Annotated in this window: 7 protein-coding genes; 4 read left to right on the top strand and 3 right to left on the bottom strand. The window is 58.5% G+C overall.

The annotated features are described in order from the left end of the window. The first annotated feature begins 45 nt into the window (after positions 1–45). Both sohB and AC1Q9F_RS03945 read left to right on the top strand, forming a co-directional pair. The gene (sohB, locus tag AC1Q9F_RS03950; RefSeq protein WP_207982914.1) at positions 46–1,068 is read left to right on the top strand and encodes a protease SohB; all 1,023 of its coding nucleotides are present in this window, start codon (positions 46–48) and stop codon (positions 1,066–1,068) included. A 193-nt stretch (positions 1,069–1,261) separates the two neighbouring features. Continuing rightward, on the top strand, positions 1,262–6,145 hold the full coding sequence (locus AC1Q9F_RS03945; RefSeq protein ID WP_492618893.1) for an NEL-type E3 ubiquitin ligase domain-containing protein: 4,884 nt from the start codon (positions 1,262–1,264) through the stop codon (positions 6,143–6,145). Between the two features lie 42 nt (positions 6,146–6,187). Here the strand turns inward: AC1Q9F_RS03945 and AC1Q9F_RS03940 are convergent, their stop codons facing one another. After that, on the bottom strand, positions 6,188–6,682 hold the full coding sequence (locus AC1Q9F_RS03940; protein ID WP_007959510.1) for a DUF934 domain-containing protein: 495 nt from the start codon (positions 6,680–6,682) through the stop codon (positions 6,188–6,190). Continuing rightward, complete coding sequence (locus AC1Q9F_RS03935) at positions 6,666–8,324, bottom strand: nitrite/sulfite reductase (RefSeq protein ID WP_207982912.1); 1,659 nt, start codon at positions 8,322–8,324, stop codon at positions 6,666–6,668. The genes AC1Q9F_RS03940 and AC1Q9F_RS03935 overlap by 17 nt, the downstream gene beginning before the upstream one ends. 524 nt (positions 8,325–8,848) lie before the next feature. Between AC1Q9F_RS03935 and AC1Q9F_RS03930 the strand changes: the two genes are divergently transcribed. Then, entirely contained in the window at positions 8,849–9,922 is a 1,074-nt protein-coding gene (locus AC1Q9F_RS03930; RefSeq protein ID WP_492618894.1) for an ABC transporter substrate-binding protein, read from the top strand. Between the two features lie 5 nt (positions 9,923–9,927). Here AC1Q9F_RS03930 and AC1Q9F_RS03925 read toward each other — a convergent pair whose 3' ends face one another. Then, on the bottom strand, positions 9,928–10,146 hold the full coding sequence (locus tag AC1Q9F_RS03925) for a DUF2970 domain-containing protein (protein ID WP_007959515.1): 219 nt from the start codon (positions 10,144–10,146) through the stop codon (positions 9,928–9,930). Between the two features lie 177 nt (positions 10,147–10,323). Between AC1Q9F_RS03925 and AC1Q9F_RS03920 the strand changes: the two genes are divergently transcribed. Then, positions 10,324–15,579, top strand: a complete 5,256-nt coding sequence (locus AC1Q9F_RS03920) for a dermonecrotic toxin domain-containing protein (protein ID WP_492618895.1) — start codon at positions 10,324–10,326, stop codon at positions 15,577–15,579. The last annotated feature ends 35 nt before the right edge of the window (positions 15,580–15,614 follow it).

Below are 15,614 nucleotides of genomic sequence, written 5' to 3'. Positions count from 1 at the left end.
TTCCCGCGTGTGTTTCACGACCGCGCATCGTTTGAAGGAGTCACTGTGGAGTTTTTCACTGAATACGCCAGTTTTCTGGCCAAGACCGTGACGCTGGTCATCGCCATTCTGGTGGTGCTGGCAAGTTTCGCTGCGTTGCGCAGCAAGGGCCGGCGCAAATCCGCGGGCCAGTTGCAGGTCAGCAAGCTCAACGATTTCTATAAAGGCCTGCGTGAGCGGCTGGAGCAGACCCTGCTCGACAAGGATCAGCTCAAGGCCTTGCGCAAGGGCCAGGCCAAATCCGAGAAGAAACAGAAGAAGAAACCCGACGCCAAGCCTCGGGTGTTCGTGCTGGACTTCGACGGCGACATCAAGGCCTCGGCCACCGAGAGCCTGCGCCACGAGATCACCGCACTGCTGACCCTGGCCACGCCGAAGGACGAAGTGGTTCTGCGTCTGGAAAGCGGCGGCGGCATGGTGCACAGCTACGGCCTGGCCTCGTCGCAACTGGCGCGCGTCCGTGAAGCCGGCGTGCCGTTGACCGTGTGCATCGACAAGGTTGCGGCCAGTGGCGGCTACATGATGGCGTGCATCGGCGAGAAGATCATCAGCGCGCCATTCGCCATCCTCGGCTCCATCGGCGTGGTGGCGCAGTTGCCCAACGTCAACCGCCTGCTGAAAAAGCATGACATCGATTTCGAAGTGCTGACCGCCGGCGAGTACAAACGCACCCTGACCGTGTTTGGCGAAAACACCGAGAAGGGCCGGGAAAAATTCCAGGAAGACCTGGACATCACCCACCAACTGTTCAAGAACTTCGTCGCCCGTTATCGCCCACAACTGGCCATCGATGAAGTCGCCACCGGTGAAGTCTGGCTCGGCATCGCGGCGCTGGACAAGCAACTGGTCGACGAACTCAAGACCAGCGACGAATACCTGGCCGAGCGCGCCAAACAGTCCGAGGTCTATCACCTGCACTATGCCGAACGCAAAAGTCTGCAGGAGCGTATCGGCATGGCGGCCAGCGGTTCTGTGGATCGTGTTTTGCTGAACTGGTGGAGCCGGCTGACTCAGCAACGCTTCTGGTAAACACCTCACACGCTCGTGAGCAATCAAGCTCGCGGGCGTGCTGCATTTTCAGCGGAAGAAAGTGCGGTACATAGATATTTTATAGTTGCGTATTGTTGTTGTTTTACAGGTTGATTCATCAACTAATCACGCTGTATTGAAAGAGTCTGAAACTTTATTCTGGATGCCCATTTCAGAGATAAAGTTGCTAAACATGGATGTTGAAAAGAGTAAATTGATCTTGCCAGTCATGACGCCCGCTCAACAGGGTGTCTTTTTTGAATTGTATGAAAAACAGATTCCTGACTGGTTGCTTAAATCTTCAGAAACTGTTCGAAACGATCTCTATGAAAGTTTCAAGGCCAGTTTCAAATCCCGTCATGCCGCACTTGAGCAATTGCGCGCACTGAAATCCCCGCAGAGTTTTTGTACGCCACTGCTGGCCAAGGCCATGGCTGAGAAGCTGGGCGAACCTTTTTTCGAGGTCGAAGGGGCGATTTTTCAACATGTACGCTCCACGTCCAGCCTGTTGGGGTTGCGCAGGAAACTGGTGCTGCCGATCAATCGTGATTTGCTGACCGCTGCCTGTGAAAATTTCGAATTGTCGGAAACACTGGCCAGCACCTATCACGAGAGTTCATTGCTGTACATCCCGCAGCGGATAACCGGGCGCAACAATAAGTTATTGTCGATACAGCCTCACGAGTTTGCCAGGCTTTGCCGTTATCTGGATCTCGGTAAGCAATATCAAAAGCACGTGGAAGGGTTCTTCGGCAGCGATAGTCAAGTCGCCAGTCTGCAGGAGTCATCCGTTGCCTGTTCCAGGGACCAGTTTGATGTCGAGCGGCATATCGCTTACATGCGTGGGCATATCAGTCTGGATGTGTACCGCATGCTTGAGTCGGTCAAGAACTCGCAGACTTCAATCAAACTGGGCAACAACACCCTGGGTTATCAAAGCCTTGAAATGCTTGATGTACCGCTCAGAGGGCCGATGTTCATCGGCCCGGTCAGCGAACATGCGGATGGCGATTACCGCTGTGTGATCTATATGCCTGGCGATCCCGACCATCCTCTCAAGGAATACACTACCTTCCAGAAATTCGAGCTCGAGTTGAGCGGCCGTTTACGCAGCTCGCAGTTTCGCAGTTTTTTCATGCGCTTCATCCCGATGAAGGATCGCTCGGTTTTTCTCACCGGACTCGATGTACGTTTGTTGAAAGCGCGACCGAATCAGTTTCCCGTTTCTACGACCTTCCTTCCGCTGAAAGGACTTGATCTTCAAGGTGATGCAAAGCAGAACCTGTTTCTCGCGATGTTCGAACACCGCGCGGCGCAGGTTCGGGCCGATACTCGCCTGCTGGTGGTGCCGACGGATGATGAAGATGAAAAAACCCGCCTTGCCAGGCAAGACTCCTATAAAGCCATCGGGCTGAATACGCTGTTGTTCTTTGTGTCTTTCGTGCCGGTTCTCGGCGAGGTCATTTGTGCCGTCGCCGGGATGCAGTTGCTCGGTCAGATCTACGAGGGCATCGACAGTTGGGTTCACGGTGACCAGGAACATGCCACCGATTGCCTGTTCGACACGCTTGAGAATCTGATCCTCATGGTGGGTTTCGCTGCCGGCGGTGTTGCGGTGGGTAAGGCTTATACCGCCGTGCGCTCGTCAAGTTTCATGCAGGGTCTGCGCCGCGTTCCGGTGGGCCCAATGTCTTACCGCCTGTGGAATCCGGACATGACGGCTTACCGTCAGCGAGAGTCTTTGCCGCGCAGTTTTGCTGCGGATGCGCAAGGGCTGGTATGGCGCGCAGATAACCGCTATTTGCCGCTGGGCCCCGATGCATACGCGGTGCGTCCGGTTACCGGCACCGGTTTGTGGGAGGTCCATGACCCGCAATTGCCCGGGCGTTATTCACCGTTGCTTGAGACCAATGGAGCTGGCGCCTGGCGTCATGACTCCGAACTGCCTCATGAGTGGAATTTGTTGACCCTGTTCCGTCGCTTGGGTTTTCGTGAGGAGAAGATTTCAGATCCCCGTGCCTTGCAAGCCATTGCGGCAAGCGGGATCGGCCAGGCAGCCATGCGCAAATTATTTGTCGAGCGCGGCAAGCCGATGGCGATGCTCACGGATTCGGTGAGACGCTTTCGTGCCGATTCCGACGTCAGCCAGTTCATGACGCAAATTGATACGCCCGCGTCTGCGTCGCTGGCGGATGCGGATCTGCAACTTTATTTGCTGACAGGGGCGGGGCGCTGGCCACAGGATATGGCAATCGTTGTGCAAGACGTCTTTGGTAATGAAGTGACACGCTATGGCGCAGACAAGGCTGTCCGCCAGGTGAGCCTCAGTGAAGACGCACTGCGCAACGGCCAGTTTCATACCCCTATTCTGGCGGCGCTCAGCGACAGTGAGCGTTCACACTTGCTGGGTTCGGCCACTGTGGAGTCGAAAAACCAGATAGCGTTATTGGGCAAACATATTGCCGGGCTGGCGCCGCGGATGCGCATGGCGATGATGGACCGGTTATTCCGGCGAGCCGACGTCTGCGAGCTTTCCAGAGGCGAGCCGATCATCAAGGCATTTCCAGGGCTTTCAGCCAGTGTTGCCGACGAACTGGTGCAACATGCCGATGCGCGTGAGTGGGCGCAGCTTGAATCCGATATCGTACCGTTGCGTCTGTCCGAGGAGGCCAGGCGCTATCAGCAGGTACAGCGATTGAACCGCGCGTACGAGGGGTTATACCTGGACGCCGCCAGCGGGCGCGATGCCGACATGTTGGTACTCGACACCTTGAGCCACTTGCCGGGCTGGCCTGGCGATGTATTTGTCGAAATTCTGGATTGGGGTGTGTATGCCGACCAGCGAGCCCTCGTCGGCCCGGGCGATGCTGCGCACAAGGTGCTTCTGGAAGCCTATGCCGAGCGCTATCAGGTCCAGGACACGCGTAAGAACAGGGTCTCCAGTCATCCATCACGCACCCGGGCGAGTTTTTTCCAGGCGCTGTGGGAAAGCCTTCCAACCCACAGTCGCAAGGCCATCGGCGTTGAAGCGGACGTTGACGGTACGGGCTTGCGGCAGAAAATCACCGCATTGGCGCTGCAGCGGCGCGAAGCCTTCGCCAAAGTGCTGGAAATTGCACCGGTGCGCTCGAGTTATCGTTCACCCATGGGGCTGGCAGATCCCCGGATCGAACAGGTCACCGTGGAGCAATCGGCACCTTCAAGTCCATCTCTGGGCATTTCGCCCGCGCTCGTGCGTCGGGCGCAGGAGTTGTACCCGACCCAATCGACCGCACAGATCAAACGTTTCGTGACCTCACTGGGCGCCGACGAAGTATTGGCCATCAGGTCACTTGAACGGTTGCGCGAGCAATACCGGACGATGGTGGAAACCCTGGAGCGCTGGACCCACCGCGATACGTATTATCAGGGTGAGGAAGGTCCGAGACTCAAGGTGCCCGCCCATAGCAAGGCGCGGGCAATGCAGGCTATTTTGCGCGCGTGGCGCAAGGAAACCCGTCACTCGGCACACTCGGGGCATCCGACCTACAGTCTGACGCTCGATGCGGTGCCGTTAGGGGAGATGCCGGTACTTATCGGAGACTTTTCCCACATCACCGCGCTGGAAATGAGCGGCGTTGGTGCCAGTGCAGGTTTGAACTCGTTTCTGCGTAATTTTCCAGGACTCAGGGTACTGAACCTGTCAGGAAACGGACTGACACGCATCCCTGTCGCGATCGGGGACATGCCGGGGCTGACAGGTCTGGATCTGAGCAACAACCGTATCCGGCTTACTCAGCAGACGATAGTAGAGCTGGCCGGCAAGCAGCACTTGCGTACGCTGGATATGGGTTTCAATCCGCTCCTGGGGCGCACTCCGGATGTCAGTGCGATGCGCAATTTGCGCCACTTGTGCCTGCGTAATACCGGGATCACCGAATGGCCCGGAAATACCAATGCGCTCGTGCATCTGGAATCTCTCGATCTGCGCAACAACAGGATTGTCGAGATCCCGACGTCCGTGTTCACCTCCCGCGCTGTACTGAATCGGGGCACCACGATCGATGGCAATCCGCTGTCGACCGAAAGCCTGCAAGCCATCGCTGCGTACCAACAGTCACAAGGTATAAGTCTGGGCGTCATCACCACCGAGTACACCAGCACCGCACGACTGGCCGGTGATCGGGAAGGGGCGGGATGGGTAAACGGCCTGCCGACGGTGGAGATCGGTCGGGCGAAGCAAGTGTTGTCGTCACTGTCGGCTGATCCGGATTCCCGGGATTTATTCGAAGTGCTCATGCAACTGCGTGAAACGGCCGATTACTCCCGAACCCGCGAACAGCTCGGGCAGCGGGTATGGAATGTGCTGGAGGCGGCCTGTGAGGATGATTCGTTGCGTCGCGCGCTGTTTCGCATGGCCCGCACAGGCTGGGTCAGTGCGCCCAATGTTGCGGGACTGTTCAGTGATCTGGAGGTCAGGGTTCTGTGTTATCGGGCAGCGGCGGCCGCTCGCACCGGTACACAGACGCTCGAAGGCGATCTGGTTCGTCTGTTGCGCGGGTTGTTCCGGTTGCAGCAGGTAGAAAAACAGGCGTTGCTCGATATCGCGCGCCGATCCCGCGCAGGAACTTTCACTCAACGTCAGGCACTGGATGTCAGCCTGATTTATCGAGTGCGACTGGCGCAGCGCCTGGCGTTGCCGGCGCAACCCACAGACCTGAATGTGCCATTGGATGCCGAGGTGACCGACGCGCAGATCGATCACGCCTATCTGGAGGTGGTCAGGGCCGAACAGACGACGCAACTTTCCGAGTCAGTCAGCAGGCAGGAGTTTTGGGCCGAGTATTTGCTGACGACACGTCATGATGCATTTACCAGCGTTCTCGATCGCAGTGCTCACGCGTTCGCGCGCCTGGAATCGCAGGTCGGGCTGTCCCGTGAAGCAGCCAGTCAGCAAATGACGACGATCTTCGACAACTTCAGAAATGAAAGCCTGGAACTGCGCAAACAGCTGACCAATGCGGCGCTGGCGAGGCATCCAGGGCTGAGCTTGCCGGTCACGCCGGGCCCGAGCAGATTGGGAACAAGAGAGGGATAAACGGCAATACCCGAGCCCGCGAGTGCAGGCTCGGGTATACGGTCAGCGGCGACGGAACAGCGGCAGCGGTTCGTCAGTGGCGGCCTGATAGGTCACCGAGAAGTCCTTGAGGCTTTCAAGGGCGTCGTACGGGTCTTTGTCCGCGCGCAGGGCGAAGGCATCGAAACCGCAACGGCGCATGTAAAACAGCTGGTCGCGCAGCACGTCGCCAATCGCCCGCAGTTCGCCTTTGAAACCGTAACGGTCACGCAGCAGGCGGGCGTTGGAGTAGTTGCGGCCGTCGGTGAACGCCGGGAAGTTCAGGGCAATCACCTGGAACTCATTGACGTCGTCACCGATTTCCTCGGCTTCTTCGTCGGCGTCCAGCCACACACCCAGACCGCCATCGCGGGCCTTGAGCATGCGGGCGTGTTCACGCCACAGCTGCAGCGGGACGATCAGGTCGTCGCAGTTGCTGATTTCGTCGATGTTGAAATCCTTCGGCAGCAGGTGCCAGGTTTCGTCGACGACCTCGTTGTTCTTAATGATTCGCTGCATAGACGCGTTCCTTGAAGAGGTCGATGCCAATACGCTGGTAGGTGTCGATGAAACGCTCGTCTTCGGTGCGTTGTTCCACGTACACGTCGATCAGTTTGGAGATCACGTCCGGCATGTCGTCCTGGGCGAACGACGGGCCGAGGATCTTGCCCAGGCTGGCGTCACGGCTGGCGCTGCCGCCGAGGGAGACCTGGTAGAACTCTTCACCTTTTTTGTCCACGCCGAGGATGCCGATATGGCCGACGTGGTGGTGACCGCAGGCGTTCATGCAGCCGGAGATGTTCAGGTCCAGTTCACCGATGTCGAACAGGTAGTCCAGGTCGTCGAAACGGCGCTGGATCGATTCGGCGATCGGGATCGACTTGGCGTTGGCCAGGGAGCAGAAATCACCGCCAGGGCAGCAGATGATGTCGGTCAGCAGGCCGATGTTCGGTGTGGCGAAGCCACCTTCACGCAGCTCGCCCCACAGGGTGAACAGCTGGCTTTGCTCGACGTCGGCCAGAATGATGTTCTGCTCGTGGGAGGTGCGCAGTTGACCGAAGCTGTAGCGGTCAGCCAGGTCGGCCACGGCGTCGAGCTGCTTGTCGGTGATGTCGCCCGGCGCAACACCGGTCGGCTTCAGGGACAGGGTCACGGCCACATAACCCGGCTTCTTGTGCGCCAAAGTGTTGCGGGTGCGCCAGCGGGCGAAGCCCGGATGCTCTTTGTCGAGGGCGGCCAGGTCGGCGGTCTGGTTTTCCAGCGCCTTGTAGTCCGGGTCAACGAAGTGTTTGGCGACGCGATGCACTTCGGCTTCGGTCAGAGTGGTCTGGCCGCCGCGCAGGTGTTCCATCTCGGCATCGACTTTCTGGGCGAAGACTTCCGGAGTCAGCGCCTTGACGAGGATCTTGATCCGCGCCTTGTATTTGTTGTCACGACGGCCATAGCGGTTGTAGACCCGCAGGATCGCGTCGAGGTAGCTCAACAGGTCCTGCCATGGCAGGAATTCGTTGATGAACGCGCCGACCACCGGGGTACGACCCAGACCACCGCCGACCAGCACGCGGAAACCGAGTTCGCCAGCAGCGTTATGGACCGGCTCAAGACCGATGTCGTGGACTTCGATGGCCGCACGGTCGGAGGTCGATCCGTTGACGGCGATCTTGAATTTGCGCGGCAGGTAGGCGAACTCCGGGTGGAAGGTCGTCCACTGACGAACGATTTCACACCACGGACGCGGGTCGATCAGCTCATCGAACGCAACACCGGCGAACTGGTCGGTGGTGACGTTGCGCAGGCAGTTGCCGCTGGTCTGGATCGCGTGCATCTGCACGGTGGCCAGCTCGGCGAGAATTTCCGGGATGTCCTCCAGCGCCGGCCAGTTGAACTGCACGTTCTGGCGGGTACTGATGTGGGCGTAGCCCTTGTCATAGTCGCGGGCGATTTTTGCCATCATGCGCATCTGACGCGAGGTCAGCTGGCCGTAAGGCACCGCCACGCGCAACATCGGCGCGAAACGCTGGATATACAGGCCATTTTGCAGGCGCAGGGGGCGGAATTCTTCTTCGCTCAGCTCACCTGCCAGATAGCGTCGGGTCTGATCACGGAACTGCTTGACGCGGTCCTCGATGATCCGCTGATCGTACTCGTCGTATACGTACATATAAGTCCTGTTCTCAGGCTTTGGCCACTCGGAAAACGCTGCGTTTTCGCTTGCTGGAGTCCGATGGTTCCTCTGCAATTCTGCGCGCACGGCCGCGCACTCCCTGACGGAGCCGGGGCAATATACCCGTTTGCAGTTATGCGCAAAAGTGATGTTTGAGTATATGGAAAGAACCAAATCGCCTAACGAGAATCACTGTCAACTAACCCACATTTGTCGTGCGGACAATCATCGTCTTAACTGTGGTCGAGTCTTTCTGCAATCACCGATAAAACCGACAAGAGGCGATGCAATGAGCAACCCAACCAAGGCAAGGAAAAGCGATAGCAGCGTCGATGCATGGGCCATTCTGTTCCTGATCATTCTGGTCGTTGGAACGGCGGTGTTCTGGGTCAGTCATCAGTAAAACGACCCGTCCGGGCCCGCCTCCGACGATTGTCGGACAAAAGGCGGGATCAAGCGCCAAAGGCCAGGCGATGAATGGCTATAATGCGCGGCCATTTTTCCTCGGGCCCGGATGATTCATGTTCAAGCTTCTCCACCTCAGCCTGCTGCTGTTCGGCGCGGTTTTCGGTACCTGCGCGCGTGCAGAGTCGGTGCTGTTTCTGAATCCGGGCTCGACGCAGGAAGCGTTCTGGGTCAGCTACTCGCAATTCATGCAGGCTGCCGCCCGGGATCTGGGCATCGACTTGCGTATCCTCTACGCCCAGCGCCAGCCGGAACTGACCCTCGCGCAGGCGCGACTGGCCTTGCAGGGGCCTGAACGCCCGGATTATCTGGTGTTCGTCAACGAACAGTACGTGGCGCCGCAGATTCTGCGCATGGCCAACGACAGCGGCGTGAAGCTCTTTATCGTCAATTCGGCCCTGACGCCCAATCAGCAGGCATTGGTGACCGAGCGCGCGGATCGCATCGGCAGCCTGGTGCCCAACGACGAGGAGGGCGGCTACCTGATGATGAAGGAGCTGATTCGTCTGCATCCGGCTGTGGCGCCCGGCGAAAGCATCGACCTGCTGGCGTTTTCCGGACTGAAGATCACGCCCTCGGCACAGCTGCGCGAGAAAGGCATGCAACGGGCGCTGGCCGAACATCCTCAGGTGCGTCTGCGCCAGCTGGTCTACGGCGGCTGGACGCAACAGCGGGCCTACGAACAGGCGAAGCAATTGCTGGTCCGCTATCCCAACGTGTCATTGGTGTGGGCGGCCAACGATGAGATGGCGTTCGGCGCGATGCGCGCCGTGTCCGAGGCCGGCAAAGTGCCGGGCAAGGACGTGTTGTTCAGCGCGGTCAACACCTCGCCCGAGGCCTTGCAGGCGATGGTCGACGGTCGCCTGAGCGCCTTGCTCGGCGGGCATTTCACCCTCGGTGGCTGGGCGCTGGTCGAGCTGCACGATCACGCGCAAGGCGTCGATCTGAATCAGTACGGCGGTCGTGACCGGCAGATTCCGCTGTTGCAACTGATCGACAAAGAACATGCCCGGCGAATGCTGGCCATGGGCACTTCACCGGACTACGGCGTACGCTTTCGCAAGCTCTCGGCGAAGGGCCGTCCGGTGTCGTATCGCTATCCGTTCAATCTGCAGACGTTGATGCGCTGAGCGGATCAGACGCCCGCCAGGTGCACCACCAGTTGCACGATGCCGAACAGCGTCAGGGCGAACACCGCCGTGAACGCAATGCCCAGAAAGATGAAATGGCTGGGCTTGCCGTGGGTGAAGTCCCTTGCCCGGTTCTTGCCGCTCTGCACCCCGAACGCCGCCGCCATGACGCTGTGCAGCATCTGCCAGAAGGTCGGTGGTTTGTTGTCGACTGGATCGTCCATATATCCCTCGTCTGAAAAGTGTACCTCTTGAGCTTAGCCAATCCTGCGAATCCTGCGGAGCCGGTCATGACAGAAGAAATCCATGGCAACAAATCGCCGCCAGTCACGATAACTATCTAACGCAGTCCGGCTCGCCTGGCATGGTGTTCTGCTGCTTTCATTCCAAGGAACGAGAGCATGTCTGAAAACTTTCAGCCGGATTCGAGCAGCGTCAAGCCTTCACGCCAGCACGTCACACGAAGCATTCACGCAGCAATGCTCGAGCAATCCATTCCCGACTGGCTGACGGAGGCTGCTTCCCATCGCCGTGCGTCGTTGAGAAACGCCAATGCCATTTTGCCGGACTGGTATCGGAAGGCCTCGTCTGGACAACGCAGCGCTCTGAACGAGAGTTTTACGGCGAGCTTTCGCGCCCAGACACGATTGGACCACGCGTTGGCCGACATGCAGGGCATTCATGCGTTTGGCAAAACCCTGCTGTGCGCGATGCTCAAGGATCGTTTCAACGTCGAACTGGATGTCGAAGACACGTTTTTGCAGCTGATTCAACCGATCAATGCAGGAATATGGTCCACGGAGATCGGCACCTTCGAGGTGTCGAAAATGTCATTGCTGCAAGCCGCGCTGCACAATTTCGAAGCGGCCGAATGTGAGAACGGTGCGTTTCACAAGCGGTCGGGATTTCTCGCCCGATTGCCGGCGGGGACTTTCAAGGCTGTGCGCACTTCGATGTCCGTCCGGCAATTCATGGTCGCCTGCCGCACGCTGGACATTGGCGGCCAGTATCAGCGATACCTCAAGCATTATCTGTATTCCGAAAATCAGCCAGGCCGTCAAACCCTGCGCGAACTATTTACCTCCGCGCGCAGAGCAGCCTTGCGTGCGGCCGCCGAGCAGGCACTGCTGCAAGGAGATATCGAGCCTGCGGATCATGCGTCGCTCCAGGAAATCCTCGATGGAGAGCGCCAACCCCTGCTTGGCGGCCGGCGTATCTGGTTCTGTGAAATGAGCCTGATGAGGCGTCGCTTGACTGGTTGTCTGTGGTTCGCAATCAGTGAGAGGTTCGAGGACCCTGAAGAACTGATTCTGTACATTCCCGATGATCCGCATCACCCCTTGAAGCGATACAAGACCTCGCAGCTGGAGGCCGCCCTCAAGCGGCGATTCACGGCCTGGGAAAGCGCGTCGGTCGATGACGGCTCGCCGACGCAATATCAACGATTTTTCAGCAGATTCGTAGCCTATGCCGACCGTGCGTACTACTTCAGTCAGTTTACTGACGATGCACCGGATGCCTCGTTCAGCAGCAAGATCACGTCTTATCTTGCACGGATCAACGACTGGATCAACGGGCTGAGCCCTTTGCCAAACGCACTTGTCGATCTCGTGCCACCCGCGCCCGCGATCAGACAGGTTGCCAACCAGGACCCGTTTCTCGCGCCGGTCAACATGCCGTTCAAGGGACTGCGTTTCTGGGATGACAATATCGATCTGTGGGATTACCTGTTCGAACGTCATCGCGAGCAACTGCTTGAAGATGCACGCAGTTACGCCGTGCCCGTGGAGGATGTCGATGCGAATGCTCGCAAGGCGCTGTTCGCGAAATTGCTGAACAGCGGCATGCTCATCTTGAACACGGTTTCGATGCTTGTGCCCGTGCTGGGCGAAGTGATGATGGGGGTCATGGCTTGCCAGCTTCTGGAAGAGTCCATCGAGGGCGTGATCGAGTGGAGCGAAGGGGATCGGCATGCTGCCACGGCGCATCTGGTGGACATTGCGAGCAATCTGGCGTTGATCGCGTTGATGGGGGGCGTGACGAAGGGGTTGACCCGACTGAAGCCGGTCGATGCTGCCCCGGTTATCGAGGATCTGCATCCAGTCACGCGTCCTGATGGCCATGCGCGATTGAGAAAGTCCGATCTCGGGGGATATGAAAGCACGGTCCGCTTCGATCCAGATGTCCGGCCCGATGCGCTGGGGCGTTACGAGATACAGGGCAGACACTTCATTCGGATCGAGGGCAGGACCTTTGAGCAGGTGTATGACCGGGCGCTGGGGCGCTGGTGTATCAGGCACCCCGACAATCCGCATGCGTACCAGCCTGTCCTGACTCACAACGCGGCGGGAGCGTGGCGCCACACGCTCGAGAATCCGCTGAAATGGAGCCGGCAGACCTTGTTGCGGCGCATCGGACACATCACTGAAGCGTATACAGACGAACAACTTCTCACGATCGGTGATATCAGCGGGGTCAGCGACAACGCGTTACGCAAGATGCACATGGATAACCTTTCGCCACCTCCGGAACTCACGGATGCCTTGCGACTGTTTGATACTGATCGTGGTGTTGTGCAAGTCATCGAGCAATTGGCAGGCGATCTGGACATCGATCATCGCTATTTACACGCCTTGCCCTTGATCATCGAACTGCCGGGCTGGCCTGTCGGGCGCACTTTGAAGGTCTATGACACCCCAGACTTTACCGGGCCTTCCACCCGCTATGGTTCGGAGCAACCAGTGGCGGAGGTGGCGAATAAACCGCCGATCCGGGTGAGCCGCAGCCATGTGCTCAATGGCGAGTTACCCGCCAGAATCCTGTCTGCCCTCGATGAATCCGAGATATCCGCGTTATTCGGTGACAAAGAGGCGGGTGACCGGGTATGGCGACCTCAGGCTTTTCGGGATCTGCTGGCCGATTACGCCCGGGCGAATCGTCCGACGCTGTTCGAAAGCCTGTTCCAGGAAAGTGCCATCGCGGATCCCATGGTTGACAGGTTGCAGCGCGCTTACGCCGGACTCAGCGACGCCGCGGCGCAAGAGATTCTTCGCCACGCCAACGCTGACGACATGGCGATTTTGTACAGCACCGGACGCATGCCGGAAGCAATGCTGGAGGAGGCGCGATGGTATGCACGGCGTGGTCGACTGGTTCGCGCGCTTGCCGGGCTGCACATGGAGCACATGATGTCGGCTGATACCCGTCGTCTTGCCCTGCACACCTTGAGCAAGTTGCCAGGTTGGTCCGCTGATATGCAGCTCGATATCCGTGACGGCCGCGTCGATGGCAGACAGATCGATTCCATCGGTCACGAAAGCGCGGTTGTGCGAGGCAGCGTGGTCAAGAAGGGGCCGCTCTATCAGGCATTCAATGAACAAGGTGTCGCGCTCAATGAGCTGCCGGTCTCGGGAAACGGTTTTTACGCCTCGGTCTTGCGCCTGCTCCCCGAGCCCTTTCGAAAGGCCCTCGGCCTGTCTGAAACCGCCCGCGGGAGTGATCTTCAGCGAGCCATCACTGCTTACGCTACCGAGCATGCCGGCGATACGGCCACGATGTTTGCGCTGCACGGCCGCAGGACACTCAAGTTCAAGCCTCCGCAGCGGATCAGGGAGCATCTGGTGGGTTATCACGCGAGCGGCGAAGGAGCGGTCGGGCTTTCCGGTCTGAACGCTTCGCTGGTCGTGAGACTGCTGAGCATTTATCCGGAACTGAGCATCTCCAGGGCCAACGGCGTGCTTCTGAAGATGATTCGGGCTGGCAAAAGCGATGCGCACATTCTTCAATTGCTGGAGGATTTGAGGCGTCAATGGCTTGAACTTGAGCAATCCCTGGATCATTGGGCCAGTACCGGACCGAACCGGGCGCAAAAAGACAGGATCGCGACCCGTCTCAAAAGGTGCTGGCGAAAAAGGCCATTCGCCGAAGAAAACCCGACGTTGCGCCACCTGGATCTGGCCACTGATGAAGCATTGCCCGGTTTCTCGGCGGACTTCTCCCATGTCACGGTGATGCGACTTCAAGCGCCCCACGCCACCCTCGGACAGATGCGCGGATTCCTGCGCAATTTTCCCGAACTTGAATTCCTCGACCTCAGTGGCAACCACCTGGTCACCAACCCGATTCCTCGGGAGTCCTCTGGCCGGCTGCTTGAGCTGGACCTTTCCAACAATCCCGTGAGTCGCCTGGATGTCACCGGGATGTGGCGTCTCGAATTGCTCAATTTGAAGGGGACGCGCCTTCAGGAATGGCCGCTCGGCGCTGACAATCTGCGCAACCTGAGATGGCTGGACCTGAGTAATACGTTGATTTCCGACATTCCACGGCAAGCCCTGGCCCGCGATGAGTGGGTGCTGAACATGAATCTGACAGGGACGCCACTGACCGATGACGCACGCTTGCAGTTGCGGGTCGCGCAGCAGCGATGCGAACTGGCGCTGGATCTGCCGCAGGGGGCGCTGGCGCAATTCATGCTCGAAGACGTACCCGAGCAGGACAGTCGGCCGCTAGAGAACGGCACTCTGGTGGCTGGCCGGTTGCTGCGTATACCCGCGCCAATACCATTCACGGATCAGGTTCCGGCGTTTACCCGGCGTTTGCGCAGGGTGCATCCATCCCTGACCGAAGAAAAGGCCTTCGAAGTGGTCGAGGGTTTATTGCAGGACGCAAGCGTCGAACAGGTCAATGCGCGGATCGAAGACTGGAATCAGAGATTGGAGTCAATGACACGCCAGCTCAATGGCTGGATCTTCACGCGCCGATCAGGAAATACGCTTTTTGGGGGGCACTGGTCGACGTCACAGGGCCGCCGGGATGCCTCGCTCAGAATCATGGAGTGCTGGAGGAAGGGGTTGCTGGGGGCGGCGGTGCGTAGCGATCGAACGCTGGATCTGGCCAATATCTCCAGACTGGGAACGCTGCCTCGACTGTCTCCAGAGTTTGCACACGTGGAAGGGCTCAGCCTGAGGGGGCTCGGTTTGAGCGGGGCAGACGTTCAAGAGTTTCTTCAGGCTTTTCCCCAGGTACGCTGGCTGGATCTTGGTCTCAACGAGTTGCGTGCAGTGCCGTCGGTGATTGCTGGCATGGAGCGACTGGAAGAACTGGGGCTCATCGGTAACCGGTTCAACGATTTCCCGGCTCTTGTCGACGCATTGGGGCCCATGCCGCGGCTCAAATGGCTGAAGCTGAACTACAACCGTCTGACGGTTTTCAATGGCGTCACGGCCGAGCAATTACCGGCGTTACGCTGGCTGGAGCTGAGCTTCAATCATATGAAGCAGTTCAACGGGCCCGTTACCGCAACACTGGAAGTCCTACATTTGAATGGCAATGACTTGCGCGATTGGCCGGAAGGTGTGTTGCAGGCTGAGCGCCTGCTTGCGTTGAACCTTGAAGACAACCCGATAAGAGAGATTCCGCAAAGGGCGTTTGACGGAAACCACGACGCTTTGCTGGCGGGTACGCGAATGTCGCCGAACTGGCGTTACTTGATGACGGACAGTCTGATTCGACTCAGGGCTCATATCGACAGAGTGGGCGGAGAGCAGGTTCTGGGTATCAAGCGAGAAACGCTCGATTTTTGGCTTAACGATACCGAATTTGATCAGTTCGTCGACTGGTCCGGCAGCGAGTCCGAACCTGGGGAGGACGTCAGGTAACCTGAGCGCCACTTAGCCGAGCCCCCGTCTCATTG

The sequence above is a fragment of the Pseudomonas sp. GW823-FHT04A03 genome, assembly GCF_058796615.1.
This window is presented reverse-complemented; position numbering and strand designations above follow the sequence as displayed.

Bases quoted from the DNA above. Each gene is read 5' to 3' on its own strand.
- AC1Q9F_RS03945 (WP_492618893.1), top strand. From the start codon at position 1,262: ATGGATGTTGAAAAGAGTAAATTGATCTTGCCAGTCATGACGCCCGCT.
- AC1Q9F_RS03940 (WP_007959510.1), bottom strand. From the start codon at position 6,682: ATGCAGCGAATCATTAAGAACAACGAGGTCGTCGACGAAACCTGGCAC.
- AC1Q9F_RS03935 (WP_207982912.1), bottom strand. From the start codon at position 8,324: ATGTACGTATACGACGAGTACGATCAGCGGATCATCGAGGACCGCGTC.
- AC1Q9F_RS03930 (WP_492618894.1), top strand. From the start codon at position 8,849: ATGTTCAAGCTTCTCCACCTCAGCCTGCTGCTGTTCGGCGCGGTTTTC.
- AC1Q9F_RS03925 (WP_007959515.1), bottom strand. From the start codon at position 10,146: ATGGACGATCCAGTCGACAACAAACCACCGACCTTCTGGCAGATGCTG.
- AC1Q9F_RS03920 (WP_492618895.1), top strand. From the start codon at position 10,324: ATGTCTGAAAACTTTCAGCCGGATTCGAGCAGCGTCAAGCCTTCACGC.